This is a genomic window from Litorerythrobacter xanthomarinus (genome assembly GCF_046254955.1).
In the GTDB taxonomy this organism is placed as follows: Bacteria; Pseudomonadota; Alphaproteobacteria; order Sphingomonadales; family Sphingomonadaceae; genus Qipengyuania_C.
In genome coordinates this window covers 419,707-446,002 of sequence record NZ_JBJXRG010000002.1, presented here as the reverse complement: position 1 = coordinate 446,002, position 26,296 = coordinate 419,707, and the positions used below count along the sequence as shown (strand labels likewise).

At 59.0% G+C, this 26,296-nt stretch carries 26 protein-coding genes; 17 read left to right on the top strand and 9 right to left on the bottom strand.

What is annotated here, in order from left to right:
• Positions 1-8: 8 nt before the first annotated feature.
• Together gshB and ACEWMW_RS11435 are read left to right on the top strand one after the other, a co-directional pair.
• Positions 9-956 (top strand): glutathione synthase, encoded by a 948-nt coding sequence (gene gshB / locus ACEWMW_RS11440; RefSeq protein WP_409414066.1) that lies wholly within the window; start codon positions 9-11, stop codon positions 954-956.
• 17 nt (positions 957-973) lie between these two features.
• Entirely contained in the window at positions 974-1,414 is a 441-nt protein-coding gene (locus tag ACEWMW_RS11435; RefSeq protein WP_409414065.1) for a hypothetical protein, read from the top strand.
• 21 nt (positions 1,415-1,435) lie between these two features.
• On the opposite strand, the gene ACEWMW_RS11430 is transcribed toward ACEWMW_RS11435, so the two are convergent.
• Together ACEWMW_RS11430 and hemW are read right to left on the bottom strand one after the other, a co-directional pair.
• Positions 1,436-2,335, bottom strand: a complete 900-nt coding sequence (locus ACEWMW_RS11430; RefSeq protein ID WP_409414063.1) for a tyrosine recombinase XerC — start codon at positions 2,333-2,335, stop codon at positions 1,436-1,438.
• Complete coding sequence (gene hemW, locus ACEWMW_RS11425) at positions 2,332-3,483, bottom strand: radical SAM family heme chaperone HemW (protein WP_409414062.1); 1,152 nt, start codon at positions 3,481-3,483, stop codon at positions 2,332-2,334. The genes ACEWMW_RS11430 and hemW overlap by 4 nt, the downstream gene beginning before the upstream one ends.
• 51 nt (positions 3,484-3,534) lie before the next feature.
• On the opposite strand from hemW, the gene ACEWMW_RS11420 reads away from it, so the two are divergent.
• A complete protein-coding gene (locus ACEWMW_RS11420) occupies positions 3,535-4,056 on the top strand; it encodes a CAP family protein (protein ID WP_409414061.1) in 522 nt (173 codons plus the stop codon).
• Positions 4,057-4,062: 6 nt separating this feature from the next.
• Here ACEWMW_RS11420 and rdgB read toward each other — a convergent pair whose 3' ends face one another.
• Positions 4,063-4,689 carry an RdgB/HAM1 family non-canonical purine NTP pyrophosphatase gene (rdgB, locus tag ACEWMW_RS11415; RefSeq protein ID WP_409414060.1) on the bottom strand — a complete coding sequence of 209 codons (627 nt, stop codon included), beginning with the start codon at positions 4,687-4,689 and terminating at the stop codon, positions 4,063-4,065.
• Positions 4,686-5,399, bottom strand: coding sequence for a ribonuclease PH (gene rph / locus ACEWMW_RS11410; protein WP_409414059.1), 714 nt, complete (start codon positions 5,397-5,399; stop codon positions 4,686-4,688). The genes rdgB and rph overlap by 4 nt, the downstream gene beginning before the upstream one ends.
• A gap of 98 nt (positions 5,400-5,497) precedes the next feature.
• Here rph and hrcA point away from each other — a divergent pair, with 98 nt between their 5' ends.
• The 3 genes from hrcA to ACEWMW_RS11395 all read left to right on the top strand — a co-directional run bounded on the left by hrcA (position 5,498) and on the right by ACEWMW_RS11395 (position 7,951).
• A complete protein-coding gene (gene hrcA / locus ACEWMW_RS11405; RefSeq protein ID WP_409414057.1) occupies positions 5,498-6,541 on the top strand; it encodes a heat-inducible transcriptional repressor HrcA in 1,044 nt (347 codons plus the stop codon).
• Positions 6,542-6,555: 14 nt separating this feature from the next.
• Positions 6,556-7,143, top strand: a complete 588-nt coding sequence (gene grpE / locus ACEWMW_RS11400) for a nucleotide exchange factor GrpE (protein WP_409414056.1) — start codon at positions 6,556-6,558, stop codon at positions 7,141-7,143.
• 133 nt (positions 7,144-7,276) lie between these two features.
• The gene (locus tag ACEWMW_RS11395) at positions 7,277-7,951 is read left to right on the top strand and encodes an OmpW/AlkL family protein (RefSeq protein WP_409414055.1); all 675 of its coding nucleotides are present in this window, start codon (positions 7,277-7,279) and stop codon (positions 7,949-7,951) included.
• 69 nt (positions 7,952-8,020) lie between these two features.
• Here the strand turns inward: ACEWMW_RS11395 and ACEWMW_RS11390 are convergent, their stop codons facing one another.
• The 3 genes from ACEWMW_RS11390 to ACEWMW_RS11380 all read right to left on the bottom strand — a co-directional run bounded on the left by ACEWMW_RS11390 (position 8,021) and on the right by ACEWMW_RS11380 (position 9,506).
• Entirely contained in the window at positions 8,021-8,518 is a 498-nt protein-coding gene (locus ACEWMW_RS11390) for a GNAT family N-acetyltransferase (protein WP_409414054.1), read from the bottom strand.
• Positions 8,515-8,934, bottom strand: a complete 420-nt coding sequence (locus ACEWMW_RS11385) for a vgr related protein (RefSeq protein ID WP_409414053.1) — start codon at positions 8,932-8,934, stop codon at positions 8,515-8,517. The genes ACEWMW_RS11390 and ACEWMW_RS11385 overlap by 4 nt, the downstream gene beginning before the upstream one ends.
• An 89-nt stretch (positions 8,935-9,023) precedes the next feature.
• Positions 9,024-9,506, bottom strand: a complete 483-nt coding sequence (locus tag ACEWMW_RS11380) for a copper chaperone PCu(A)C (protein ID WP_409414052.1) — start codon at positions 9,504-9,506, stop codon at positions 9,024-9,026.
• 164 nt (positions 9,507-9,670) lie between these two features.
• Between ACEWMW_RS11380 and dnaK the strand changes: the two genes are divergently transcribed.
• From dnaK to ACEWMW_RS11365, 3 genes are all read left to right on the top strand, one after another.
• Positions 9,671-11,602 carry a molecular chaperone DnaK gene (dnaK, locus tag ACEWMW_RS11375; RefSeq protein WP_409414051.1) on the top strand — a complete coding sequence of 644 codons (1,932 nt, stop codon included), beginning with the start codon at positions 9,671-9,673 and terminating at the stop codon, positions 11,600-11,602.
• A 72-nt stretch (positions 11,603-11,674) separates the two neighbouring features.
• Positions 11,675-12,802, top strand: a complete 1,128-nt coding sequence (gene dnaJ, locus ACEWMW_RS11370) for a molecular chaperone DnaJ (protein ID WP_409414050.1) — start codon at positions 11,675-11,677, stop codon at positions 12,800-12,802.
• A 58-nt stretch (positions 12,803-12,860) separates the two neighbouring features.
• The gene (locus ACEWMW_RS11365; RefSeq protein ID WP_409414049.1) at positions 12,861-13,742 is read left to right on the top strand and encodes an MBL fold metallo-hydrolase; all 882 of its coding nucleotides are present in this window, start codon (positions 12,861-12,863) and stop codon (positions 13,740-13,742) included.
• Here the strand turns inward: ACEWMW_RS11365 and ACEWMW_RS11360 are convergent.
• The gene (locus tag ACEWMW_RS11360; RefSeq protein WP_409414048.1) at positions 13,739-16,060 is read right to left on the bottom strand and encodes a patatin-like protein; all 2,322 of its coding nucleotides are present in this window, start codon (positions 16,058-16,060) and stop codon (positions 13,739-13,741) included. The genes ACEWMW_RS11365 and ACEWMW_RS11360 overlap by 4 nt on opposite strands.
• Positions 16,061-16,130: 70 nt before the next feature.
• Between ACEWMW_RS11360 and radA the strand changes: the two genes are divergently transcribed.
• The 8 genes from radA (at position 16,131) to rnr (ending at position 25,751) form a co-directional block, all read left to right on the top strand.
• The gene (radA, locus tag ACEWMW_RS11355; RefSeq protein ID WP_409414047.1) at positions 16,131-17,498 is read left to right on the top strand and encodes a DNA repair protein RadA; all 1,368 of its coding nucleotides are present in this window, start codon (positions 16,131-16,133) and stop codon (positions 17,496-17,498) included.
• A 17-nt stretch (positions 17,499-17,515) separates the two neighbouring features.
• Entirely contained in the window at positions 17,516-18,037 is a 522-nt protein-coding gene (locus ACEWMW_RS11350) for a CvpA family protein (RefSeq protein ID WP_409414045.1), read from the top strand.
• A complete protein-coding gene (locus ACEWMW_RS11345; RefSeq protein ID WP_409414044.1) occupies positions 18,034-18,474 on the top strand; it encodes an iron-sulfur cluster assembly scaffold protein in 441 nt (146 codons plus the stop codon). Before ACEWMW_RS11350 ends, ACEWMW_RS11345 begins: the two co-directional genes overlap by 4 nt.
• Before the next feature lie 45 nt (positions 18,475-18,519).
• Positions 18,520-20,184, top strand: a complete 1,665-nt coding sequence (locus ACEWMW_RS11340) for an MFS transporter (protein ID WP_409414043.1) — start codon at positions 18,520-18,522, stop codon at positions 20,182-20,184.
• A gap of 6 nt (positions 20,185-20,190) precedes the next feature.
• Positions 20,191-21,228, top strand: a complete 1,038-nt coding sequence (gene alr / locus ACEWMW_RS11335; protein ID WP_409414042.1) for an alanine racemase — start codon at positions 20,191-20,193, stop codon at positions 21,226-21,228.
• A 73-nt stretch (positions 21,229-21,301) separates the two neighbouring features.
• Positions 21,302-21,850 carry a polyhydroxyalkanoate synthesis repressor PhaR gene (phaR, locus tag ACEWMW_RS11330; RefSeq protein WP_409414041.1) on the top strand — a complete coding sequence of 183 codons (549 nt, stop codon included), beginning with the start codon at positions 21,302-21,304 and terminating at the stop codon, positions 21,848-21,850.
• Between the two features lie 50 nt (positions 21,851-21,900).
• Entirely contained in the window at positions 21,901-23,445 is a 1,545-nt protein-coding gene (locus tag ACEWMW_RS11325) for an aminoacyl--tRNA ligase-related protein (protein WP_409414040.1), read from the top strand.
• Positions 23,446-23,477: 32 nt separating this feature from the next.
• A complete protein-coding gene (gene rnr / locus ACEWMW_RS11320) occupies positions 23,478-25,751 on the top strand; it encodes a ribonuclease R (RefSeq protein ID WP_409414039.1) in 2,274 nt (757 codons plus the stop codon).
• Between the two features lie 12 nt (positions 25,752-25,763).
• On the opposite strand, the gene ACEWMW_RS11315 is transcribed toward rnr, so the two are convergent.
• On the bottom strand, positions 25,764-26,216 hold the full coding sequence (locus ACEWMW_RS11315; RefSeq protein ID WP_409414038.1) for a universal stress protein: 453 nt from the start codon (positions 26,214-26,216) through the stop codon (positions 25,764-25,766).
• Positions 26,217-26,296: the final 80 nt, after the last annotated feature.

Here is a 26,296-nt window from a genome sequence, read left to right as displayed (position 1 = left end):
GGAAGCACATGTCATTGCGCGTCGCGGTCCAGATGGACCCGCTCGAATCGATCAATATCGCAGGAGACAGCTCGTTTGCGCTGATGCTCTCGGCGCAGGCGCGTGGACACAAGGTATTCCACTACGATGTCGAAACGCTCGCCTGGGAAAATGGCGAGATCACCGCATGGGCGCGCGAAGTGATCGTCCAGCGCGTCGAAGGCAATCATTTCTCCGCCAGCGAGCTGCGCAAGGTCGATCTCGCGAAGGATATCGATGTGGTGCTGATGCGGCAGGATCCGCCGTTCCACCTCGGCTATATCAGCGCCGCGCTGATCCTCGACCGGCTCAAGGGAACGACGCTGGTGGTCAACGATCCGCGCGAAGTCGTGAATGCGCCGGAAAAGATGTTCGTGCTCGATTATGCCCGCTTTATGCCGCCGACACTGGTCGCGCGCAGGCTTGAGGATGTAAAAGCGTTCCAGCAGAAGCACGGCGCGGTGGTGGTCAAGCCGCTGCACGGCAATGGCGGCAAGGCGATCTTCCGGATCGCTGCCGATGGCAGCAACCTCTCGGCGCTGTTCGAAGTATTCAACCAGACTTGGCCCGAACCGCATATGGTCCAGCCCTTCCTCCCCGAGGTGGCCGAAGGCGATAAGCGCATTGTGCTGGTCGATGGGGAAGTGAAGGGCGCAATCAATCGCTTCCCGGGCGAGGGCGAATTCCGCTCCAACCTCGCGCAGGGAGGCCATGCCGAGGCAACCGAGCTCACCGCGCGCGAAGAGGAAATCTGCGCCGCCATGGGGCCGGAGCTGAAGCGGCGCGGGCTGGTCTTCGTCGGCATCGACGTGATCGGCGGCAAATGGCTGACCGAGATCAATGTGACTTCACCGACCGGCATCGTTGCGATCGACAAGTTCAACGGGACGGACACACCGGGCCTGATTTGGGACGCGATTGAGGCGAAGGTGGGGTAGTCGTTAAAGGCGGTCCAATGATTGGCATCTTGAAACGAATGTTCGGCAAGGCCGCTAAGGGCCCCGAGCCGGATCGCGCAATTGAGGTCGAACTTTACAATGCCGTTGGCGTCGCCGCGCTTGATAATGTTGGGCGCAAAGATGTGTCAGTACTGCTCTACGTTGAATTAGTCGAGGGAGGTCTGGATCATTGTCTAAGATACTCGGAGACTGACAGCCCGCATTTCGCGAGCGTTATGACGGACGGCAATCTGGGTACTACACTTTGGCAGCTTTACAATTTCGTGATTGCTCAAGATCCTGAGAAGCGTTGGTCGAAAATGGAATACTTCATTGAGGACGGCGAGATCGATGTCAGTTTCTCTTTTGATCCCGTTGATGAGGATATCCCGTTTTGGGAAAGGAACCCGGTGATTATCGAGAAGTATTTTCCGGGGCGGACGTCTGTGAACGGATAGCTCGCGCAGTAGATTAGCTGCTCATTCCTTCCTCTCCCGCGGATGCGCGTTCCGGTAAGTCTCCAGCATCGTTGCCGCATCGACCTTGGTGTAAATCTGCGTGGAACCGAGCGAGGCGTGGCCGAGCAGTTCCTGCAGGCTCCTGAGATCGGCTCCCGCACCCAGCAAATGCGTCGCGAAACTGTGCCGCAGCGCGTGCGGCGTCGCGGTTGCCGGAAGCCCCAGCGCCTTGCGCGCCTGCGCCATCGCCTTTTGCACCATGCCCTGGCTCAACGGACCGCCCTTGGCCCCGCGAAACAGCACCTCGTCCGGCCCGATTGGCCAGGGGCAATGCTTGCGATATTCGGCGACCGCCTCGCGCACCACCGGCAGCACCGGGACGACACGCTGCTTGTTGCCCTTGCCGGTAACGCGCAACGTCTCTCCCAGCGGCAAGTCCGATCCCTTAAGTGATAGCGCCTCGGCAATTCGCAGCCCCGATCCATAGAGCAGCAACAGCACCGCACGGTCTCTCGCGCCGATCCAGTCCTCTCGCGCCAACGATCCGGTGACATCGGCGACATTGAGCGCCTCATCGGGGGTCACGGGGCGGGGCAGGCCCTTCTTGATCCGCGGGCCGCGCATCCGGGGAGCCGAGGTGTCATCCTCTCCCGCCTGCGCTTTGGCAAAGCCGATGAAGCTCTTGAGCGCCGATAGCTCGCGCGCTGCCGAGGCGTTGGAGAGCCCCTCAAGCCGGCGCGCCGCCAGCTGGCCCCGCAATGTCGCGGTATCGATCCGCGCGGCTGCATCCCAATCTTCGATTCCCGCCGCTTCGAGCAGGCGATTGGCGCAGGCGAGATAGGCCCGCACCGTATGCGGCGAACGTCGGCGATCTTGCGCCAGATGGTTTTTCCAGGCTTCGAGCATATCGGGCTTGTTCATGCCGCGACCAGTCGATCCGAGACCAGTTCGGCCAGCAAACCGTCGAGCAATGGTGCGCCTTTTTCAGTTACCCGCAGTCTCGCTCCGTCCAGCGCAACAAGCCCATGGTCTCGGTAGATCTGGCACTTGTCTAAGGAGATTAGGGGGTGGTCTATTACGTCGAAACGCGCGGCAAATTCGTCAAGATCCACGCCTTCGGTGAGTCGCAAACCCATGAGAAGCGCCTCCGATGCCTGTTCGCGCGCTGAGAGCGCATGTGAATCCTTGATTCCATGCCCTTGTTTTTCAACGGATTCGATCCAGTTCTCGGGCTTTTTGTGGCGCTGCGTCGCCTGTCCGCATCGCCGCCCGTGAGCGCCCGGCCCGATCCCGACATAATCGTGGTATCGCCAGTAGGCGAGATTGTGGCGGCTCTCCTCTCCCGGCCTTGCGTGATTGCTCGTTTCGTAAGCCGGAAGCCCCGCTTGGGCAGTTCTTTCCCGTGTTAAAACAAACAGATCGGCTGCCGGATCATCCGCCAGCGGGTCGAACACACCGCGCCGCACATCAGTTGCAAAGCGCGTGTTCGGCTCGATCGTCAATTGGTACAAAGAAAGGTGCCCGGTACCGAGTGCTAGTGCTTGATTTAGCTGTTCCTGCCACTGCCGTTCGGTCTGATCGGGTAGGGCATAGATCAAATCGAAAGAGACCCGCCCAAAACTGGCCTGCGCTACCTCAAGAGCTTCCAACCCCTCGCGCGCCGAATGCAATCTTCCCAAGAACTGCAAACTTACATCGTCAAACGATTGTAAACCCAGCGAAACACGATTCACTCCTGCCTCAGCCAATGCCGCGAACCTTGCTGCTTCCACCGATGAAGGGTTGGCCTCCAGAGTGATCTCGATATCCGGCGCAAAGCCCCACAACCGCTTTGCCTCGCTTAGCAAAGCGGCGACCGTCTCCGGCGCCATCAGCGACGGCGTTCCCCCGCCGAAAAACACCGATTCCAGCGCTTCTCCACCCGTCAGACCTGCCTCGAAGCGCATGTCAGCCAACAGCGCGTCCTTCCAGCGAACATGGTCAACGGTCTCGCGAACATGGCTGTTAAAGTCACAGTAAGGGCACTTTCGTATGCAGAAAGGCCAATGGATGTAGAGCGCGCGGGCCATGTCAGGGACAAGGGCAGGTTGAGCGCGCCAAAGTCAAGGTGAGGCGGGGTTGTGAAGAAATCGGTTTTGGGAATTCTGGCTGCGGGAGCAGCAGGTCTGGCAGCGTTTACAATGCCTTCCAGCGCGCAAACGACACCAAACAGCTTTGCCGCGCAGCTATTGCTCTATCATAATGTCGAGCGAAAGAGCCTCGGCAGGCAGCCGCTGTCCTGGAGCAACAAGCTCGCCAAGGATGCCAAGCGCTGGGCAGACCATCTCGCCCGGATCGAGCGCCTCGACCATGCGAGCAATGACGAGCGCGGCGGCGCGGGCGAGAACCTGTGGATGGGCAGCGCCGGCTATTACAGCGCTGGCGACATGGTCGGCTCGTTCATTTCGGAGCGACCGGACTACCGCCCTGGCGTGTTCCCTGACGTATCACGCACCGGAAACTGGCGCGATGTTGGTCATTATACGCAGGTCATCTGGGGCGGAACGAAGGAGTTGGGCTGCGCCATCAGCAAGGGCCGCAATAATGATATACTCGTGTGTCGCTATTGGCCTGCCGGTAATACCTACGGGCAGGAAGGCTAGCTGGCGTCAGCCGAATTGATCGGCGACCAGCTTCGCGAAAGCGTCGGCGCGGTGGCTAATTGCATGTTTCTCATCGGGATCGATCTCGGCGAAAGTCTGCTCTCGGCCTGACGGAACGAACACCGGATCATAGCCGAAGCCCAAGGTGCCGCGCGGTGGCCATATAAGCGAACCCGGACATTTCCCCTCGTAGATGGCATGTTCGCCGTCGGGCCACGCCAATGCCAGCACGCAATGGAAGGCGGCACTGCGATCCGTGTCCGGCCCGAGTTGCTGTAGCAGCCCCTCGACCTTCCCCATGGCCATGAACCAGTCGCGGCCGGGCGAACCTTCGAACCACTGCCGCTCGGCCCAGTCGGCAGTGTAGACACCGGGTCTGCCATCCAGGGCATGGACCGAAAGCCCGCTATCATCAGCCAATGCTACCATTCCCGAAGCCTCGGCAGCAGCGCGCGCCTTGATCAGGGCATTCTCGACAAATGTTTTTCCGGTTTCGGGCGGTTCGGGAAGACCGAGCGAACCGGCTGAGATGCATTTTGCGCCGTAGGGATCGAGCAGCGCGGATATCTCCTTGAGCTTGCCCGCATTATGCGTGGCAATCACCAGCGAACCCGATCCCAGCTTGCGCGTCATTTGGTCGCGTTGTCCTGTGCCTTGAAGATCTCCGCGCAGCCCATTTGGGCGAGCCTCAGGAGCCGCAATAGCGCTTCCTCGTCATAGGGCGCACCCTCTGCGGTGGCCTGTGCTTCGGCAATCTTGCCGCCTTCGATCAGCACGAAGTTTGCATCGGCCTCGGCGTTGGAGTCTTCTGGGTAATCGAGGTCAAGAACCGGCGTGCCTTCGAATATGCCGCACGAAATTGCAGCGACCTTGGCAGAGATCGGATCATCCTTGATTTCGCCGGCATCCATCAGCGTGTTGACGGCAAGTCGCAACGCGACCCACGCACCGGAGATCGAAGCCGTCCGCGTGCCGCCATCTGCCTGGATAACATCGCAATCGAGTGTGATCTGGCGCTCGCCAAGCTTTTCCATGTCGACCACAGCGCGCAAGCTGCGGCCAATCAAACGCTGGATTTCTTGGGTGCGGCCCGATTGCTTGCCGCGAGCAGCTTCGCGCGATCCGCGAGTATGCGTTGCGCGTGGAAGCATCGAGTATTCGCCGGTGACCCAGCCTTGGCCCTTGCCGCGGAGCCACGGCGGGATGCGCTCTTCTACGCTAGCGGTGCAAAGCACGCGGGTATCTCCGAAGCTGATCAGGCACGAACCCTCCGCATGCTTGGTGTATCCGGTTTCGATGGTGATAGCGCGCATTTCATCGGGCGCGCGGCCAGAAGGTCGCATGGAGTGTCCTTTTCAGAATCGAATTGTATAAGCTCGAACTCCAGAGGCGTTAGGCGTTTGTCGCTTGAGCCTGCAAGGCCAGTGATTAGATTAACCCCATGCCCACACCGCCCGTTGCCGAATTGACCGACCGTGCCCGCCGCATCTTCGCGCGCGTGGTCGAAGGCTATCTCGACAGCGGACAGCCGGTCGGATCGAAGACGATCGCTGCAGACGGCAGCATGGATCTGTCCCCCGCATCGATCCGCTCGGTGCTGGCCGATCTCGAATCGGCCGGCTTGCTGGCAGCGCCGCATACAAGTGCAGGGCGGATGCCGACCGACAGCGGATTGCGGCTATTTGTCGACGGCATGATGCAAATGTCCGAGCCGACTCGCGAAGAGCGAGCAGCAATCGAATCACGACTCGCCAAGCCGGGGCCGATCGAGCAAGCGCTCGAGCAGACCAGTGCGATACTTTCCGACCTTTCCGGCGCCGCTGGGATGGTCATGGTGCCGACGCGCGAACAGCGGCTTGGCCAGTTCAGCCTGCTGAACCTTGGGCAGGGCAGGGCGCTCGCCGTGCTGGTTGGCGAAGACGGTTCGGTTGAGAACCGCGTGCTCGACTTGGCCGGGGCGGTACCCAGCTCTGCTCTGGAACAGGCATCGAACTACATTACCGCACGCCTTGCCGGGCGCACGCTGACCGAGGCCGCGAAGGCGATGCGCGCCGAGATTGCGGCGGGCAAGACCCAATTGGACGAAGCAAGCAGTGCGCTGGTAGAGCGCGGTCTTGCCGTGTGGAGCGAAGATGCTGCGCAGCGACCCGTACTGATCGTCCGCGGACAGGCCAACCTGCTCGACGATTCGACAATTGGCGATATTGAACGCGTCCGCTCATTGCTCGATGACCTAGAGAACAAGCAATCAGTCGCCGAATTGCTCGAAAGCGCGCGCGAAGCGGATGCGACGCGCATCTTCATCGGCAGCGAGAACCGGCTGTTCGCCTTATCGGGCTCATCGGTCATCGCATCGCCCTATCGCGACCGCGAGGGCAGGGTAGTCGGGGTGCTTGGCGTAATTGGTCCCACGCGGTTGAATTACGCGCGCGTCGTCCCCATGGTTGATCTGACAGCCCGCTCGCTGGGCAAGCTTATCGGTTAGCTGGAAACTCATACATGACGATTATTGACGAACCGCGTGACGAAGCGGTTGAGAAAGAACTTGAAGGCGTACCCGAGGAATTCCTCGATAATGGCGAACCTGGGGAAGGTGACGAGGAAGAGGGTGATCTGGGCGAAGCGCTCGAATCGCTGCGCAACGACCTCGAAGCTGCCAAGCAGGAGGTGCTCTACGCCAAAGCGGAAACGCAGAACGTGCGTCGCCGGATGGAGAAGGACATTCAGGATGCGCGTGCCTATGCCGCAACCGGGTTCTCTCGCGATATCCTGTCCGTGTCTGACAACTTGGCGCGTGCGCTGAGCCATGTTCCCGATGCCTTACGCGAAGACGATCAGGCAAAGCGCTTTATCGAAGGTATCGAAGCGACCCAGCGCGAGTTGGAGAAGGTCTTCGGCCAGCACGGGATTACCCGGGTTGCCGCTGTCGGCATGCCGCTCGATCCGAACCAGCATCAGGCGATGATGGAAGTACCGACGGATGAAGCAGAGCCGGGTACGATCGTGCAGGAAATGCAGGCCGGTTACATGATCAAGGATCGCCTGCTGCGTCCAGCAATGGTCGGGGTCGCGAAGAAGCCGGACTAGCGTGGCACAGACACCCAACTGACCCTAGATACGCTTGGCAAATAGTTCTGGAACAAGTTATAACATATCACGTTCACTACTCGGACGGGGATTGATGAGCGCAATCGAGCGCTCCCTTCAGGAGTAGTTTTCAATGAATAGGGTTTGTTTGCCATTGTTCGCACTCGTGGCGGCAGGAGTTTCTGCACCCGCAATGGCACAGGGCGATCGCGCTGGTTCAATCCAGGCGAAAGTGTTCGCGACCGCAGTGTTGCCGGACGGCGAGATCACCGAAGTCGAGATCGACGAATTTGGGCTACCCGCTGGCACACAAAGCGAAGCGAACAACAATATCACTCCAACCGTCGCCGTAGAGTATTTCATCAGCAACAATTTCTCGATCGAGACAATTGCTGGAGTGACCCAGCATGATGTCGACGGGCTTGGCGGTCTTGATGGAGCGGAGCTTGTTTCCGACGCCAAGATAATCCCAGGCACGGTAACGCTGAAATACCACTTCGACGTTGGAAGCGGCTTCAAACCGTATATCGGCGCAGGACCTGCATATTTTATCGTCTTCGGTGACGACGCCGGGGCAGATGTCGCAGCGTTGGGCGTGACTGATGTAGATCTGACGAATGAGTTTGGCTTTGCACTTCAAGCTGGAGCGGACATCGCACTGAGTGAAGGCTTCGGTTTGTCAATCGATGCGAAGCGCTACTTCATCGGAACCGATGCTCGCTTCTTCGTTGACGATACCGAGATTATCAGAACCAAACACGATCTGGATCCTTGGGTATTGAGCGCCGGAGCGTATTTCCGCTTCTAAGATGCTAAGTTATTTATCGTTGAATAGGTGCCTTTCCCTTACCGGGATAGGCACCTTCCTTCGGTTTCATTAGATGTCTTTGACCATTTGCATGTTGCAGCGCTCGTAGGGCGTTTTCCAGATATCTTCGCCGGTCAGGTCGCGAAAGCCTGTCTTCCGGTAAAGATGTGTTGCGGCCTCGAGCTGATCATTGGTTTCGAGCCAGATCGCATCGCCGTCGTTTTCGCGTGCGAATTCGATAAGGCGGTCAAGGATACGGCTGCCGATTCCCATGCGCTGGGCCGACAGGTCGGTCGACATCTTTACGATCTCGAACCATCTCTTGCCATCATCGGGGGCTAGGGCTGCGGGCAGGATTGCACCGGTTCCGATCACCCAGCCATTGGCTTCGGCAATCGCGATGAAACCGCCCTTGTCGAGGATCGACGCCTTGGGATGTTCCAGCTGGGAAATGTCCTTGGGTTCCATCAGGAACAGCGTTTCGATCCAGCGCCGGTTGAGGCCTGCAAATGCCGCGGCGTCTTTTAGCTCGAACGGCCTGATCCGATACTCAAGAATCTTGCTCATCTTCCCTCCGGGAAAGAAACTAGCACGTCGTAAGCCGATTTGTCTGCAACCCCGGCCAGTTTAATGCCATTGCGCAGCAGGAAGGCGTGTTTGACGATCTCCGCCTGCTGCTCGATCCCATAGCGCGTAAGGGGCCATCCCGGCTTCAGAGAATAATGGTACCTGGCCCAGGGCATGCGGTGCGTCACGAGATGCCAGCTACCCCGAGTCTGTGACTGCCACACATGCGTCATTTCGTGAATGAAATGTGCCTGCAGCGAGAGCGACGCAGTGCTGAAGTCATCGCAGTAATTGGCACCTAACGGATGAAAATGAATATGGCCGCGCGGCGCCATCGTCACGCGCCTGGACTGGAAGGGAAACCACTTGCGCCGCCTGATTTTGACCTTTGAATAGTCGATTGCGATCCCAAACATCGACCTCGCCAGTTCGATCTCGCCCGGGGTCAGCGAGCGCTCACCTCCGACCGGACAAGAGGCCGTATTTAACGGAATTGCCTCGCCGTTCAGGCTTCACTCTCCCCGGCAGCCTGGACCGTCACCGGAAAGGTGATCGAATCCCCGCCTGAAACCGTGAGTGTCACTTCGGTGTTGTCGCCCGATTTCAGCTCGGGTGACACGCCCGTCGCCATGACATGGCGCGAACCCGGCTCGAATGCGAGTTTGGTGCCGTTCTTGAGCGTAATCGGGAGGGCTTCCATCATCTCGCGAACACCGCGGTTGTCGGCATATTCGTGGAGCATTGCACTTTCGGCTCCAGCCACACTGGCCGAGCGGATCGCCAGTCCGCGATCGCCGTCATATTCGAGATTGAAATAGACCGCCGCTGGATTGCCCTCAACAGCATTCAGGACCATCCGTCCATTGGTGATCCGCAGGCCCGGAATTCCTTCGGGCGCAGCCTGCTCGACCGGCGCTTCGTCAGAACATGCAGCCATGCCGATTGCAGCAAAACCAAGCGCCGCGCTGGCAAGTATTGAGCGTTTCATCCGTTTTCTCCCCCGTGAACACATTGAAAAAACTAGCCGCTCCGATCCCTTGTGCCAACAAAAACCACACCTATATCCCCTGCACAACCGAGCTGCCGAACGGCCTTGCCTTTATGGGAGGTCCATTGAGCAGCGTCCAACACATTGAATGAGATAGGGATAACATGGCTAAAGTAATCGGGATTGACCTCGGCACCACCAACTCTTGCGTTGCCGTAATGGATGGCGGCAAGCCGAAGGTCGTCGAGAATTCTGAAGGCGCGCGCACCACGCCGTCGATCGTTGCTTTCACCAAGGATAACGAGCGCCTTATCGGCCAGCCTGCCAAGCGCCAGGCCGTTACCAACCCCGACAACACCCTTTTCGCGATCAAGCGCCTGATCGGCCGCCGGTTCGATGACCCGCTGACCAAGAAAGATATGGAACTTGTCCCTTACGACATCGTCAAGGGCAAGAACGGCGATGCATGGGTCGAAGCTGGCGGTGAAGAATATTCTCCCAGCCAGGTTTCTGCCTTCATCCTGCAGAAGATGAAGGAAACCGCTGAGAGCTATCTTGGCGAGGACGTCACGCAGGCGGTAATCACCGTTCCGGCATACTTCAACGATGCCCAGCGCCAGGCCACCAAGGATGCCGGCCAGATTGCCGGTCTCGAAGTTCTGCGTATCATTAACGAGCCGACTGCAGCCGCGCTCGCCTATGGCATGGACAAGAACGATGGCAAGACCATTGCAGTCTACGACCTTGGCGGCGGTACGTTCGACATCTCGATCCTCGAGATCGGTGATGGCGTATTCGAAGTGAAGTCAACCAATGGCGACACTTTCCTCGGCGGCGAAGATTTTGACGCCGCCATCGTCGAATGGCTCGCCGACCAGTTCGAGAAGAAAGAAAACATGGACCTGCGCAAGGACAAGCTTGCGCTGCAGCGTCTCAAGGAGGCTGCCGAGAAGGCGAAGATCGAACTCTCGAGCTCGGCAACCACGGAAATCAACCTGCCTTTCATCACTGCACGTATGGAAGGCGGCAGCTCCACACCGCTTCACCTCGTCGAAACGATGAACCGTTCGGATCTCGAAAAGCTGGTGGGTGATCTCGTCAAGCGCACGCTGGAGCCGTGCAAGAAGGCGCTGGCTGATGCAGGCGTTTCGAAGGACGAAATCGACGAAGTCATCCTGGTTGGCGGTATGACCCGCATGCCGAAGGTGCGCTCGGTGGTCGAAGAATTCTTCGGTTCGAAGCCGCACACGGGCGTGAACCCCGACGAGGTCGTAGCTATGGGCGCTGCGATTCAGGCGGGCGTTTTGCAGGGCGACGTCAAGGACGTGCTGCTGCTCGACGTTACCCCGCTGTCACTCGGTATCGAAACGCTCGGCGGTGTTTTCACCCGCATGATCGATCGCAACACGACGATCCCGACGAAGAAAACACAGACCTACTCTACTGCTGAAGATAACCAGAATGCAGTGACGATCCGCGTGTTCCAGGGTGAGCGCGAAATGGCGGCGGACAACAAGCTGCTTGGCCAGTTCGACCTTGTCGGCATTCCGCCGGCACCGCGCGGCGTTCCGCAGGTGGAAGTGACCTTTGATATCGATGCTAACGGCATCGTGAACGTTTCTGCGAAGGACAAGGGCACGGGCAAGGAACAGCAGATCCGCATCCAGGCTTCTGGTGGGCTCAACGAGTCTGACATCGAGCAGATGGTGCAGGATGCCGAAAAGTTCGCCGAGGAAGACAAGAAGCGCAAGGAAGCGGCCGAAGCCCGCAACCAGGCTGATAGTCTGGTCCATGCGACTGAAAAGCAGCTTGAAGAGCATGGCGACAGCGTCGATGCCGACACCAAGTCTGCTGTCGAGGCAGCTCTGGCAGAAGCCAAGACCGCGCTGGAAAATGACGACGTCGATGCAATCAACGCCAAGGCACAGGCCTTGACCGAAGCTGCCATGAAGATGGGCCAGCAAATCTACGAAAAGGAGCAGGCCAATGCGGCCTCCGAAGCTCCGACCGAAGATGCTGAGGCCTCCGATGGCAGCGCTGAAGAAGAAGTCGTGGACGCCGAATTCTCCGAGGTCGACGAAGACAACAAGGGCTGATGCCTGATGAAGAGCTATCCGCCATCGGTGCTGAAAGGCATCGGTGGCGGTAAGCTATTTAGGGGGCTTTAAGTGTCTGCCACTGAAATTGACTTCTATGAACTGCTTGAGGTGTCGCGAGACGCCGACGACAAGACAATCAAATCGTCTTATCGCAAGCTCGCCATGCAGTATCATCCGGACCGCAACCCGGGAGACGCAGACAGCGAAGCGCGGTTCAAAGCGATCAGCGTTGCCTATGATTGCCTGAAGGATCCGCAAAAACGTGCCGCTTACGACCGGTTCGGTCATGCCGCGTTCCAGAACGGTGGACCGGGCACGGGAGGATTCCAGCAAGGCGACTTCGGCGATATTGGCGATATTTTTGAAACGATTTTCGGCAGCGCGTTCGGCGGTGGCGGCGCGCAAAGGCAGCGACCTCGTCGCGGCGCGGATCTTCGCTATGACATGGAAGTCACGCTAGACGAGGCATTCCACGGAAAACAGGCCGAGATCGAGATTGAGGTTTCGCAGCAGTGCGAGCCATGCAGCGGATCTGGGGCGGAGCCGGGCACGGGCGCGCGGACCTGCAATCTGTGTTCGGGCCACGGCAAAGTTCGCGCCAAGCAAGGTTTCTTCGTAGTCGAACGGCCATGCCCAACGTGCCATGGCCGCGGTGAAGTAATCGAGACGCCTTGCGGCGAATGTCGCGGTGAAGGGCGTGTTGACCGCATGAACCGGCTCGAGGTCGAAATTCCGCCGGGAGTCGATACCGGTACTCGCATTCGCTTGTCCGGGAAGGGCGAGGCAGGGCCGCGCGGCGCACCTGCCGGCGATCTATACATTTTTGTCCATATCCGCGAGCATCCGGTCTTTGCGCGCGAAGGCACCGTGCTATTCACGCGGGTTCCGATAAGCTTCACGACAGCGGCGCTCGGCGGATCGGTCGATATTCCCGATCTAAGCGGAGATGTGAATACGATCGATATTCCGGCTGGTATCCAGTCGGGCAAGCAACTGCGCAAGCGCGGCGCCGGTATGCCCGTGTTGCAGGGACGCGGGCGCGGGGACATGGTGGTCGAGATTGAGGTTGAAACGCCTACCAAGCTCTCCAAACAGCAGCGCAGTCTGCTGGAACAATTCCGCGAGACAGAGACAGGCGACGAGTGCCCCGAGAGCCGCGGCTTCTTCGATAAGCTGAAAGAGACCTTCGGGGTCTGAGACCCGCTCGACAGCCCTTCTCCAATTCTCTAGCGTCGCTGGAAATGGGAGACAGCCGTTGAGGAAACAAGTTCTTACATTCGCCGCAGCCATGCTGATCGGAGCGCCTGCCGTGGCGCAGCAGAACTTCGACGATGTCAAGATTACCGCACAGGAACTGGAAGCGGGTGTTTCGGTGCTCTTCGGTGCTGGCGGCAACATGGCGGTAAGTCATGGGAAAGATGGCACGATCCTTATTGATGACCAATTTGCGCCGCTCACACCCAAGATCGAGGCAGCGGTCACTGAACTCGGTGCCGATCCGGTTCACTACGTGATCAACACCCACTGGCACGGCGATCACACCGGCGGGAACGAACACTTCGGAAAACAAGGCGCGCATATCTTCGCGCATGAGAATGTGCGGGTGCGGATGGGAAGCGACCAGATGCGCGGCGAGCAGGTCATTGCAGCATCCCCGGAGGCTGCTTTGCCAGTCGTGACATTCGAGCGCGGGGTCACGCTCCATCTCAATGGCGACACAATCGATGTCCTTTTCATCGGCGGCGGACACACCGATGGTGACAGCATAGTGCGCTGGCGCGAGAAGAATATCGTCCACATGGGTGATCTTTATTTCAAGATTCCAGGCTGGCCTTATGTCGATCTTAATTCGGGCGGCGACATTGAGAACATGTTGTTCTCGCTCGATAGCGCCATTGCGATGATGGATTCCGATACGAAGGTGATTCCAGGCCATGGGCCGATGTCCGATCGCGCCGAACTGATCGCTTATCGCAACGCTATTGGAGAAGCGGTCACCCGCGTCCGGGCTCTCAAAGATTCCGGAGTGACATTGGAAGAGGCTGTTGCTGCACGGCCTCTAGATAGCTTCGAGCGCGGCGAGGGTTTCATCAATGCCGACCGCTTCATCGGCTTCGTCTGGAACAGCGTGGACTAGCCGAGCTTTTCTTCAACTTCACGAATGAGTCGATCGACCAGAGTTGGATCGGCCTTGAGTCGCTCCGACTCTTCCTCGAGAATGGCGAGGAAGGCGCGCCGCTTGAAATCCTTGCAGGTGCTTTCCTCGACGGGATCATCGACCGTCGAACAGACCAGGTCGATCATACGCTCGGCCCCGTGCAGGCGGCCCCAAAGATAGTCGTTTTCGCGATAAACGCGGCTGAAAAAGGCACCGAAATTGTAAAACTCCGTACCTCGGAGGGTCGCCTGGGTGCCTCCTTCGCGAATTGACAGTGCATCGTCGGGGCTAATGCGGTCCACTTTGACAGGATCGAATTCTGTGAGACCTTCGTTGCGCAGCAACGGCAGCGTTGCCACGTCGTAAAAGGGAAAGCCGAGATAGGCTAGCAGCATGCGAGACCGTAGCTCTTTAGGCATCTTTTCAAGGGCTCGGATAAGTATGGCTTCCGCCTGCTCGTCAAGCTCGGGCAAGGAGCGCTTTGCCGCGAGGTGATCAAGCACGGCCATAGGCGCTTCGAAAACATGTTCGGCCAACCGGACGAATTCGCTGTGGAGCGTCTTGGTGTTTTCCCGTTCGAAATAAAGTGCGAGAATTTCGTATATGGCTTCACGCGCGGTCTCGAGCTCCTTTTCGTCGATACCTAGTGAAGCTTCCCAGTCGCGCGCGAGCCGGCGGAGCAAGAGGCGCATCCGTCTGATGCGAAATCCGATGTCGTGCGCGCGAAAGAAATCAATTGCCGCACGGCTTGCGCCGCCGCTGGGATCAACCAACGTATCCAGCCCTTCGGCAGTCAGCGCCAAACGCAACTCCTGAACGATATCGGTTTTATCAGGAAGGCCGAGCTCGGGTGCAGCATCATAGATGAGCTGGGCAAGGCGATCGATGATGCCGCTCAGCTTCGCTTGTGCGTATGAATGGAAGGCGTAACCCGATTGTTCGGCAGCCGCTTGCTGGGCTTTCGAGCGCCACGCCATCAAGCGCTTGGGAGTGGGCTTGTCGAGAAACAGCGTCCTGCCGAACAACTTCTCAACCGTTCTTTCAACCTCGGGACGAAGTGCGGCAACCATCCCGGCCAGCCGCTCCGCCTCGCGCGATTGATCTTCCAGCAAATCCAGATTGTCCCGGATCGGCTGTTCTCGCGGGATCGTGGAGATCGAACCAAATATTGCGGAGAAGAACCCAACATCCTTGGTGTTGGTTTCAGTCGCCATCGCAAAGCGGTCGGGCCTTGGATCGATATATACGAACCGCCGATCGACGGCGCGTTGGGCAGGGCGCCCTCGCAAAGCGGCAATCGCCCCCGAAAAAGGTGCATTCACGAGGACGGAGCCATCGATAAGTGACACGTGGTCAATCGCATTCTGCCGCAGATGCACGGGCATTACTCGCTCAAGGAACTCGGTGCGATGGCTCCAGGTGCGCCCCTCTTGTTCAGCCAGTTGATCGATCTCTTCCAGTTTCATCGGCGGGAAGGCGCCGGGAAAACTCGCCGTTGCGCGGGCTGCGAGCACCAATTCCAGGCTATCGGCAATTCCGCGATTTTCTTCTTCGGGGGTCATTGATCGGAAGCTGACCGGCATGCGGTGTTCGCTTTCTTCGACCACCGGTGGGCTGTTCAATCGCAGGAACTCCACATAACCGCGAAAATCAGTGGTGGTTACGAACAGGTCAAGCGGATGACCGGGTGGAAGCAAAGGCTTGCCAATCGGACCATTCGCCATCGCACTGAACGCCTGGCTTAGAAGCGATGAGAAGCCAAGTCCCGAAAATGGTGGAGCTAACCACCGGCCGCGGATGAGCCGGGAAACCTTGCGTCGCACTTCGTCTCGCGTTTCGGGAGCGACACTCTCTGAAACTGCATTACCGGGGCGGGTTAGAACCCACCACACGAATGGCATGGCCCACCATTTAGCGATGCGCGACCATGGGCGAGCCGCTGGATCGATCAGTTTGTCGACATCAGCCATTTCGAGCCACAGTTCAGTCAGCGGTTCGAGCGATTGTCCCGAATGGACCGCCTGGGCGAGAAAAACCGCGTTGATCCCTCCGGCGCTGGCGCCGGTGAGAATATCCGGCAGGACTCGCAGCTTGGTTTCGCTACGACGCTCCATCTCTTCCAATAACTCGAGATAGACTTGCCGAATTCCAGTGACCTCGCGGTTCTTGCCGCTGGCGTGGAAGGCCTGGCTCGCCCGTGCCAATTGCCACAGTTCTTTCGTGACACCGTGCATGTAAACCGCGAGGCTGATCCCACCATAGCAAATCAGCGCAATCCTAAGTTCTTTTTGCCGCATCCGGGGATTGTGACTGGTGGCGGTGGCAAACGCAATTGCGTTCTGCAAATGTTCCGGCTATTTACTGGGGATGGCCAAGACCAAAAGACGCTATATCTGTGCCGCTTGCGGCGGTGTATCCCACCGTTGGCAAGGTCAATGCCCTGATTGCTCCGAATGGAACACGCTGACCGAAGATGCGCCAGCCAGCGTATTTTCGATGAAGCATGATCTCTCAAGTGGCGGCAAACCGGTCGAGTTCGTCTCACTGAACGCGCCGGGCGAAGCGCTCGTCCGCATGACGACCGGCCTTGAGGAATTTGATCGTGCGCTTGGCGGCGGCTTGGTACCTGGAAGCGCGATCCTGATGGGCGGCGATCCCGGTATCGGCAAATCGACCTTGCTGCTGCAAGCCGCCGCAAGCATCGCGAACGCTGGCAACTCAGTCGTTTATGTAAGCGGCGAAGAAGCCGCCGGACAGGTGCGATTGCGGGCGGAAAGGCTGGGACTTGCCTCGGCCCCAATTCGTCTCGCCTCGAGCACCTCAGTCCGCGATATCCTGACGACCCTGGGGCGGGGTGAGCGGCCCGCACTGCTGGTCATCGATTCGATCCAGACCATGCATTCCGACACGATCGAAGGCGCGCCAGGCACTGTGAGCCAGGTTCGTGGCTGCGCATTCGAGTTGATCCGTTACGCCAAGGAAAATGGCGTTGGGCTGGTGCTGGTTGGGCATGTTACCAAGGACGGCAGTATCGCAGGACCGCGTGTGCTTGAGCATATGGTCGATGTGGTCATGAGTTTCGAAGGCGAGCGCAGCCACCAGTACCGTATCCTGCGTAGCCTCAAGAACCGCTTTGGCGCCGTAGACGAGATTGGAGTTTTCGCGATGGAAGCTGCCGGGCTGCAGCAGGTCGCCAACCCCTCTATGTTGTTCCTGACGGGTCGAGATGAGCCCTTGGCTGGAAGCGCGGTATTCCCGGCGCTGGAGGGAACGCGGCCAGTCCTTGTCGAAGTACAAGCCCTGATCGTCCGCTTGCAGTCAGGCGCGACGCCCCGGCGCGCTGTCGTGGGTTGGGACAATGGACGACTGGCCATGCTCCTCGCAGTGCTGGAATCGCGGTGTGGGCTCAATTTCAGCACGGCCGAGGTCTATTTGAACGTTGCAGGAGGATACCGCCTGACTGACCCCGCTGCAGACCTCGCGGTCGCCGCAGCGCTGGTCTCCGCCCTGGCAGACAGGCCGCTTCCCGAACGCAGCATCTGGTTCGGCGAATTGTCATTGGCGGGGGAAGTCCGCCCCGTTGCGCATGCGGGTTTACGCCTCAAGGAGGCGGGAAAACTCGGCTTTGATCGCGGATTCGGCCCGGCGGACGTGGATTCGGGTCCGAAGCAGGTCGAGTATTATGGTTTACGCCAACTCCCCAATCTCGTTGACCGGATTATGCGATCGACCTAAACTGCGGCCCAAGGGTCATGACGGTATTTGATATCATAGTTCTGGTGATCGTGGGGGTCGCCGCTGTCGGAGGCTTCCTGCGCGGACTGGTGCAGGAGGTTCTGTCGATTGCGACGTGGATTCTGGCCGTCTTCGCGATTCACTATCTCCACACACCGCTGACCGAAGCCCTGCGCGGAGTTTACGACGCAGAGCCCGCAACTCCATTGCTGGCGTTCGTCCTGCTCTTGCTCATCCCCTACGCTGGGATGAAACTTATCTCAGGAAGGTTGGGTCAGGCGACCCGGTCATCCTTGCTTGGCCCGATTGACCGCGTGCTTGGTTTCGGATTCGGCGCCTTGAAAGGCGCGGTCATCGTTGTTGTTGCATTCGCAGTGGTCGTGATCGGCTATACTGACCAGTGGGGCTACAAGGGCCGCCCAGACTGGATTACACAGGGCCGCACATACCAGCTGATTGACGCCTCGGTGAACGAAATGGTCCAGATGGTGGCCGAACGCCGGGCAGAGCTGCGCAAGCGGTCTGAAGCCGGGGAATGAGCGCGACGCCGCGCGAGAAGCTTTACTCGCCGACTTTGCTGGGCCTGGCGACACAGCTTGCCAAATATCCGCTTCACGATGATCTTTCCCAGGTCGGAGAGGCGCATTCGCGAACCTGCGGAAGCTCAGTGGTTTGCGGTCTCAAGAGTGATGCGAATGGACGGCTTAGTGAGCTAGGTCTGCGCACCTCAGCTTGCGCCGTGGGTCAAGCTGCTGCTGCAATATTTGCTCAAAATGCCGAAGGGCATGATCAGGCCGCGCTGGACGAATATATCCTTGCAATCGAAGACTGGCTGGGTGGTAAAGGTCACCAGCCAGACTGGCCGGGCATCGACGCTCTCCAGCCCGCAATTGCTTTTCCCGCGAGACATGCGGCCATTCTCTTGGCGTGGAAGGCTGCCAGCGAAGCGCTTTCCAAGGCGCGTGTTGCGAGCTAGAGCCGCGCTCACGAATTTCGGAAGTCAGGATCGGGGGATTCCAGAATGAGCGATACCGCAGCCGCGGCCCATCACGAACCAAGCGCCAAGGAAGTGAGGCTGGTCATCGCCGCTTCTTCGGCCGGAACGGTGTTCGAATGGTATGATTTTTTCATATACGGAACGCTCTTTTCGCTGATCGGTGCGGCATTCTTCCCAAGTGATAACGAAACCCTGCAGATACTCCTTGTATGGGCTGGCTTTGCGATCGGCTTCGGTTTCCGTCCGCTGGGTGCGATCCTGTTTGGCTACTTAGGCGACAAGCTGGGGCGCAAATACACCTTCCTCGTCACGGTTACCCTGATGGGCATCGCTACAGCCGGGGTCGGCCTCGTGCCGAGTGCCGCCTCAATCGGCCTGTGGGCCCCGGCGCTGGTCATCTTCCTGCGCATCTTGCAAGGCCTCGCGCTGGGCGGCGAATATGGCGGCGCGGCGATTTATGTCGCCGAGCATGCGCCGCCTGAGAAGCGCGGTTTCTATACCAGCTTCATCCAGGCGAGCGTTGTCGGGGGCTTCATCCTCAGTATCGTGGTCGTGCTCGCTTGCCGGGCGCTCATCCCGGAAGAGGCGTTCAACGATTGGGGCTGGCGTGTGCCGTTCCTGCTTTCGGTGATCCTGCTCGGTATTTCGCTGTGGATGCGGCTCAAACTCAATGAGAGCCCCGTGTTCCGCGCGATGAAGGAAGCTGGCGAGATGTCGGGCAATCCCTTTGTCGAGAGCTTCACTTATCCCGGTAACAAGAAGCGTATTTTTATCGCCTTGTTCGGCGTGACGGGCATCCTCACGACGATTTGGTATTCGGCCTTCTTCTCTAGCCTGTCGTTCCTCCAGCGCGACATGCGAGTGGACGCGTCTTATGTGGAGATGATCCTCTTGGTCGCTGCCACGCTTTCGCTGGGCTTTTACCTTCTGGTCGGAAAATGGTCGGACAAGGTAGGTCGCAAGAAGCCGATCATCGTTGGTGCGATCCTGACTTTGTTCGTTCTGTTCCCGCTGTTCTGGGGGATGGGCAAGCTGGCCAATCCGGGTCTTGAAGAGGCAGCCGAACGTAGCCCCGTGGTTGTTAGCGGGCCGGAATGCACAACAAATCCATTTGCTGAGCTGATGAACAGCGAGAACAGCAATTGCGGTAAAATCCTCGAAACGCTGACTTCGAGCGGAGTGCGTTATGAGCGCGTACCAGCGGATGAACTATCGCTCACAGTTGGCGGTGAAGCGGTCGCCATCGATCAGGCATGGTTCGACGATGGCAGTCTGCGGCGCGATTCGATCCAGGCCGCACTGACCGAGCGCGGGTTCGATTTCTCGACCCAGCGTCCACCTTTCATCAGCTTACTGGGAATACTGGGCATCCTGATGGTCGCGGCCCTGCTTTCGGCGCTGACATACGGATCGGTCGCGGCGCTGCTGTCAGAGATGTTCCCGCCCAAGATTCGCTACAGTTCAATGTCGATCCCCTACCATATCGGGGCCGGTTATCTCGGCGGGTTCCTGCCGCTGATTGCCGGCTTCATCGTGGCCAGAACGGGCGACATCTATGCGGGGCTGTGGTACACTTGGGTGGTAGTCGCATTCGGCCTGATTGTCGCCTGGTGGGGCCTGCCCGACGGCCCGCCGACAGACTTTGAGGATTCCCACGAAGACCCGCCGCCATCTCCTGTCCTACCTTGAGCTACTGTGTCTGAACTGCCGCCAGCGACACTCCGGCTGAGGGTCGATGCCGAAGCGCTGGCGTCGAACTGGCGTGCGCTCCACGAGCTATCGGGTGAGGCTTACGCTGGCACAGCCATTAAGGCCGACTGTTATGGTTTAGGCGTCGATGCCTGCGTTCCGGCTTTAGTCGAAGCAGGCGCGCGGGATTTTTTCGTCGCGCATTGGAGAGAGGTGCCGGATGCCCTTGAGCACGTTCTTGGCGAACGGATTTCTGTGCTCCACGGGCCACTAACAGAACAGGACGTAGCATTCGCTCGCGAGGCAGGAGTTCGGCCGACTATCAACTCGCTCGCTCAAGCCAGACGCTGGATCGAGAGTGGAGGAGGGACCTGCGACCTGATGGTCGATACAGGCATTAACCGCCTTGGGCTGTCGATGTCGGAGATCGGTGATCCAATAATTGCGCGGCTCGAGATCGAAATCCTGATGTCGCACCTCGCCTGCGCAGATGAAGACGGCGTGATGAATGCGCAGCAGTTGCAGCGATTTCAGGCGGTAGTCGAGACAATTCCGGCACGCCGGACAAGTCTTGCCAATAGCGCCGGAATCGCACTGGGTTCGGAATATCATTTCGATGTAACTCGGCCCGGTCTGTCGCTTTATGGCGGCATCCAGCGGCCCGAACTCGAACCGCATATCCGGCAAGTCGCTCGGATTGAAGCCGCCATTATCCAGTCCCGCAAGATCGGTGCAGGCGATAGCGTCGGATACAACGCCACCTTCACAGCGGACCGGGAAATGCGCATCGGGGTGGTCTCGCTAGGTTATGCGGACGGCATCTTGCGGGGCTGGGCCGGATCGGCCTTCGAGAAAGGCGGTGCATCCATTCCGATGCTGGGCAAGGTGTCGATGGATATGATCGTTGTCGACCTAACCGATAAGCCTGATTTGGGCGAAGGCGACTGGCTGGAACTGCCCTATCATCTTCCCGATGCTGCGCAGCATTCCGGCCTTTCGCAATACGAACTGTTGACGGTTTTGGGCACCCGGCTGAAGGCTTGACCTTGGCGTTATGTTGCACTGCACATTGTGCAAGTGCTAAGGCGCTGCATTCTCGAATTTCAGGAACAGATTCATGGCCAAGCGCAAGCACGATGATGGCGATCCGATCATCATCAAGAAATACGCCAACCGCCGCCTCTACAACACCGGATCCTCCAGCTACATCACGCTCGACGACCTCGCCAAGATGACGCGCGAGAATGTCGAGTTCCAGGTTGTGGATGCGAAATCAGGCGATGACATCACCCACTCGATCCTCACCCAGATTATTATGGAAGAGGAAGAAAAGGGCGAGCAGATGCTGCCCGTCAGCTTCCTGCGCCAATTGATCGGGATGTACGGGAATTCGATGCAGGCAATGATGCCGAGTTATCTCGAAGCGTCGATGGAAAACTTCCGCAACAATCAATCCAAGCTGCGCGAAGCATTCGAGAAGGGGATCAGGGATAACCCGCTCGCCAAGATCCATGAAACCAACATGGCGATGATGCGTGCGGCGGGTGAAGCACTCCTGCCGCGATCGCCATCTTCGAAGGCCGACAATTCGGCGCAGGAAGAAATTGCAGCATTGCGCGAGCAGATGGCTGCCATGCAGAAGAAGCTCGACGACCTTTCAAAGTAGCCGCGGGCAGGGCGCAAGCTCTCCCCGGCGATCCAGGAAAACCACATCAAGTGTCTAACATTCGTCATGCCCTGTCGGTCAAACGTGCCGACAACTTTGCCCAATGGTATCAAGCAGTCGTATCCGAAGCTGACCTGGCCGAGGAATCCGGCGTTCGCGGCTGTATGGTCATCAAGCCGTGGGGCTATGGTATCTGGGAACGCATCCAGCGCCTGATGGATGACCGGATCAAAGCTGCCGGTGTCCAGAATTGCTACTTCCCGATTTTCATCCCGCTCGCCAATTTCGAGCGCGAGGCCGAGCACGTCGACGGGTTTGCGAAGGAAATGGCGGTCGTCACGCATCATCGCCTGATTGCGGATGGCAATGGCAAGCTGGTGCCCGATCCCGAAGCGAAGCTGGAAGAGCCGCTGGTTGTCCGCCCGACGTCTGAAACGATTATTGGCGACGCGATGGCGCGCTGGATCCAGAGCTGGCGCGATCTGCCCTTGCTGACTAACCAATGGGCCAATGTCGTCCGCTGGGAAATGCGCACGCGCATGTTCCTGCGCACCTCAGAATTCCTCTGGCAGGAAGGCCATACTGCACACGAAACGCGCGAACAGGCGCTGGAAGAAACGCACCGCGCTCTCGAGATGTATCGCGCCTGCGTTGAAGAAGATCTCGCGCTGCCGGTAGTCGCCGGCGAGAAGCCGGAACACGAGCGCTTCCCCGGTGCGACTGAGACTTGGTCGATTGAAGCGATGATGCAGGATGGCAAGGCGCTCCAAGCCGGCACTTCGCATTATCTCGGCACAAATTTCTCCGAGGCGGCCGGGATCAAGTTCCAGGACCGCGAAGGTGGCGAGCAATTCTGCCACACAACGAGCTGGGGCGTTTCCACGCGGTTAATCGGCGGCGTGATCATGACGCATGGCGATGATGACGGGCTTCGAACGCCCCCCGCAATTGCACCGCACCAAGTGGTGATCCTGCCGATGCTGCGCGACAAGCCGGAAGACGCAGCTTTGCTCGACTATTGTGAGAAGCTCCGCGCGGAAATTGCGGCGCAATCGGCGCTAGGAGAGCCCATTCGCGTGCTGCTCGACAAGAGCCATGGCAAGGCCACTGCCAAGCGCTGGGACTGGGTTCGCAAAGGCGCGCCGGTGATTCTGGAAATTGGCGGGCGCGATATGGACAACGGCGTTGTCAGCATGCTGCGCCGCGATACCTTGTGGAACATGGAGAGCGGCAAGCCTGCATTCTCTACTCCCCCCGTAGGCGAGGTGGCTGGAATGATTGGTGGATTGCTTGAAGAAGTGCAATCAGCGCTTTTCGCCGAAGCGCGCGACCGCCGCGAAGCCAATATCCGGCGCGATATCACGAGTTTCGATGAGCTGTCCGAGTTCTATTCATCGGGCGAGCAATTCCCGGGCTGGGTCGAAGTGCAATGGTCTAAACCCACGGGTGACGCGCTGGAGGCGGTGGTGGAGCAGCTCAAGGCCCACAAGCTGACTATGCGCAATGTTCCGCGCGATGGCGCTCCAGCTGACGGAAACTGCATATTCTCCGGTGAACCGGCTGCCGAGCGGATCTACGTCGCACGGGCCTATTGATTGGTGTCCGACCGCACCCGATATAAGGGGTCATGAATAAAAATAAGAAACAGGTACGGCGCGCCCAAGGGCTGCCGTCCAAGGAACAAGTTCTCCAATTCGTACAGACTTCGGAAACCCCGGCAGGCAAGCGCGAAATCGCCAAGGCATTCGGTCTCAAGGGTCAGGAGAAGATTGCGCTCAAGAAGCTGCTCAAGGACATGGCCGAAGAAGGCCTGATCGACGGCAAGAAGAGCGCGTTCCACCGCATGGGCGGAGTGCCCAAGGTCACCGTGCTGAAAGTCATCGAGATCGAAGACGGCGAGCCGATCGCGGTTCCCGAGAACTGGTCGCCCGATGACGGTAGCAAGCCGCCGCGCCTCCGTGTGATCGAACGCAAAAAGGGTCTCGCACTCAAGCGCGGTGACCGGATTCTCGCACGCAATGAAGAGACCGATCGCGGTTGGATATCCCATCCGATGAAGAAGTTTCCCGCCCGCACCGAAGGCCTGATGGGCGTGGTCGAGCTGGACGGTGCAGGCAAGGGCTGGCTTGCCCCGGTCGACAAGAAGATTCGCAACTCGACACCGATTGCCGATCTAGGCGGGGCGGAAGAAGGTCAGCTCGTCCTGGCGGAACCTGCCGGGCGTTCGCCGCGCGCGGGTGTCAAGGTCGTCGAAGTGATCGGCGATCCGCTCGCGCCCAAGAGCTTCAGCCTGATAGCCATTGCCAAGCATGGCATTCCGCATGTCTTTCCCGAGGAAGTAATCGAGGAAGCCGAGCGGGTTGCGGAGCTGCCGCTTTCGCAAGAGCGACGCGAAGACCTGCGACACCTGCCGATTGTTGCCATCGATCCTGCCGATGCGCGCGATCATGACGATGCGATTTGGGCCGCCCCGAACAAGGACGGCGGTTACGACGCTGTGGTGGCAATTGCCGATGTCAGCTTCTACGTCCGCCCCGGCAGTGCGCTCGATAAGGAGGCACGCAAGCGCGGCAACTCGGTCTATTTCCCCGACCGTGTTGTGCCGATGCTGCCCGAAGTGCTGTCCGCCGATGTGTGCTCGCTCAAGCAGGACGAGGATCGCGCGGCGATGGTGTGCCATCTGCATATCGATAAGCATGGTAAGGTCAGTGGATCGAAGTTTACCCGGGCGATTGTGCGCATCCATCACAACATCGCCTACGAGGGTGCGCAGGCGGAGATTGATTCCGGTAGTGCGCCCAAGCACCTGCTACACCTGTGGGACGCGTGGCAGCTGCTCGCCAAGGCGCGCGCGGAGCGCGATCCCCTGCATCTCGAACTTCCCGAACGGCAGGTGAAGCTCAACGAGAAGGGCCAGATCGAGGAGATCGCGGTTCGCGAACGGATCGATGCGCACCGCGTGGTTGAGGATTTCATGATCGTGGCCAATGTCGCGGCGGCCAAGGCGCTTGAAAGCAAGAACTCGCCAGTGGTCTACCGCGTCCACGAACCCCCGGCGCGTGAAAAGCTGATCGCGCTGCGCGATTACCTGTCGACGATGGATCGCAAGCTGGCATTGGGCCAGGTGATCACGCCAGGCCTGTTCAACCGCATGCTCAAGGACGTCACCGACGAATCGGAGAAGGCGCAGGTGATGGAAGCTGTGCTGCGTAGCCAAATGCAGGCCTATTACGGACCCAAGAATGCTGGGCACTTCGGCCTCGCGCTGGGCAGCTATTCGCATTTCACCAGCCCGATCCGCCGCTATGCCGATCTCTTGCTGCATCGCTCGCTGGTCGAGACCTTCAAACTTGAACAACCTAAGCCCGATCAGAAGGGAATTCCCGAGCAGACCGGGCTTTCAGAACGTGACCGTGAAAGTCTCCAGCAGATCACCGACGCGATAAGCCAGACCGAGCGCCGCGCGATGGAGGCCGAGCGCGACACGATCGACCGCTACGTTGCCGCTTGGCTATCGGGACGTGTTGGCGAGACTTTCGAAACGCGCATCACCGGCGTTCAGAGTTTCGGCTTCTTCGCGACGATCAAGGGTCTCGGTGGTGACGGACTGGTTCCGGTCTCGTCGCTAGGCCGCGAATATTTCCGCTATGACGAGAAGGCGCAGGCGCTGGTCGGGGAAAACAGCGGAACACGCTATGCCTCCGGTGACACGCTGGAACTCAAGCTCGCCGAATCCAACGCGCTCACAGGTGCGCTCAAGTTCGAAGTGCCTGATGCGGATGGTTCGCGAATCGAGAAGCGCGGCAATCGTCCACCGCCCAATAAGAAGGGCCGCTCGAAACATGCAGCCGGCAAACGCGGGCGACCGGGGAATCTCCGCCACCAGGGCCGCAAGCGCTAATCGCGCGCCGCGTCAGGCGAGTTCGTCGAGCCGTTCGTCGCTCAGGCCGCCCGGTACGATATAGACGGGGCAGGGCAGATCGCCTGCATCAGAGGCAAACTGGGTCACCAATGGGCCTGGATTGCCGACTTCTGCTGCACCCAGCACCAATGCCGCAACTTCATCATGCTCTGACAGGTAGTCGCGAATAATCTTCTGACCATCGCCGCTCCTAACAGCGATCTGAGGGATCCTGCCGCCTTCGGCCTGGATATTGCCTGCTTCGTTCGCGGCAAGCATCTCAGCTCGTTCACGTGCTTCCTGTTCGATCGTAGCCTGCACGCCTCCGAAGGCGTTGAAATTCTGCTGCTGCACAATTGCCAGAATGTGCAACGAGCCCCCGGTCTTTGCCGAGCGGCGCGTTGCGAAGCGCACCGCCTTGCGGGCTTCTTCAGTCTCATCCATCACAACTAGGTAGACGCGCATGATGCCCTCCCGAGCATAGCTCCCAAGCCGTGGTTGTATCCGCTGAAATCTTTATTGGTGCAAGGAGGCCTTGCCCGTTT

What these genes read in the sequence shown, in the direction of transcription:
- gshB (WP_409414066.1), top strand. Translation starts at nt 9, where the DNA reads ATGTCATTGCGCGTCGCGGTCCAGATGGACCCGCTCGAATCGATCAAT.
- ACEWMW_RS11435 (WP_409414065.1), top strand. Translation starts at nt 974, where the DNA reads ATGATTGGCATCTTGAAACGAATGTTCGGCAAGGCCGCTAAGGGCCCC.
- ACEWMW_RS11430 (WP_409414063.1), bottom strand. Translation starts at nt 2,335, where the DNA reads ATGAACAAGCCCGATATGCTCGAAGCCTGGAAAAACCATCTGGCGCAA.
- hemW (WP_409414062.1), bottom strand. Translation starts at nt 3,483, where the DNA reads ATGGCCCGCGCGCTCTACATCCATTGGCCTTTCTGCATACGAAAGTGC.
- rdgB (WP_409414060.1), bottom strand. Translation starts at nt 4,689, where the DNA reads ATGACGCGCAAGCTGGGATCGGGTTCGCTGGTGATTGCCACGCATAAT.
- rph (WP_409414059.1), bottom strand. Translation starts at nt 5,399, where the DNA reads ATGCGACCTTCTGGCCGCGCGCCCGATGAAATGCGCGCTATCACCATC.
- hrcA (WP_409414057.1), top strand. Translation starts at nt 5,498, where the DNA reads ATGCCCACACCGCCCGTTGCCGAATTGACCGACCGTGCCCGCCGCATC.
- grpE (WP_409414056.1), top strand. Translation starts at nt 6,556, where the DNA reads ATGACGATTATTGACGAACCGCGTGACGAAGCGGTTGAGAAAGAACTT.
- ACEWMW_RS11395 (WP_409414055.1), top strand. Translation starts at nt 7,277, where the DNA reads ATGAATAGGGTTTGTTTGCCATTGTTCGCACTCGTGGCGGCAGGAGTT.
- ACEWMW_RS11390 (WP_409414054.1), bottom strand. Translation starts at nt 8,518, where the DNA reads ATGAGCAAGATTCTTGAGTATCGGATCAGGCCGTTCGAGCTAAAAGAC.
- ACEWMW_RS11385 (WP_409414053.1), bottom strand. Translation starts at nt 8,934, where the DNA reads ATGTTTGGGATCGCAATCGACTATTCAAAGGTCAAAATCAGGCGGCGC.
- ACEWMW_RS11380 (WP_409414052.1), bottom strand. Translation starts at nt 9,506, where the DNA reads ATGAAACGCTCAATACTTGCCAGCGCGGCGCTTGGTTTTGCTGCAATC.
- dnaK (WP_409414051.1), top strand. Translation starts at nt 9,671, where the DNA reads ATGGCTAAAGTAATCGGGATTGACCTCGGCACCACCAACTCTTGCGTT.
- ACEWMW_RS11360 (WP_409414048.1), bottom strand. Translation starts at nt 16,060, where the DNA reads ATGCGGCAAAAAGAACTTAGGATTGCGCTGATTTGCTATGGTGGGATC.
- radA (WP_409414047.1), top strand. Translation starts at nt 16,131, where the DNA reads ATGGCCAAGACCAAAAGACGCTATATCTGTGCCGCTTGCGGCGGTGTA.
- ACEWMW_RS11350 (WP_409414045.1), top strand. Translation starts at nt 17,516, where the DNA reads ATGACGGTATTTGATATCATAGTTCTGGTGATCGTGGGGGTCGCCGCT.
- ACEWMW_RS11345 (WP_409414044.1), top strand. Translation starts at nt 18,034, where the DNA reads ATGAGCGCGACGCCGCGCGAGAAGCTTTACTCGCCGACTTTGCTGGGC.
- ACEWMW_RS11340 (WP_409414043.1), top strand. Translation starts at nt 18,520, where the DNA reads ATGAGCGATACCGCAGCCGCGGCCCATCACGAACCAAGCGCCAAGGAA.
- phaR (WP_409414041.1), top strand. Translation starts at nt 21,302, where the DNA reads ATGGCCAAGCGCAAGCACGATGATGGCGATCCGATCATCATCAAGAAA.
- rnr (WP_409414039.1), top strand. Translation starts at nt 23,478, where the DNA reads ATGAATAAAAATAAGAAACAGGTACGGCGCGCCCAAGGGCTGCCGTCC.
- ACEWMW_RS11315 (WP_409414038.1), bottom strand. Translation starts at nt 26,216, where the DNA reads ATGCGCGTCTACCTAGTTGTGATGGATGAGACTGAAGAAGCCCGCAAG.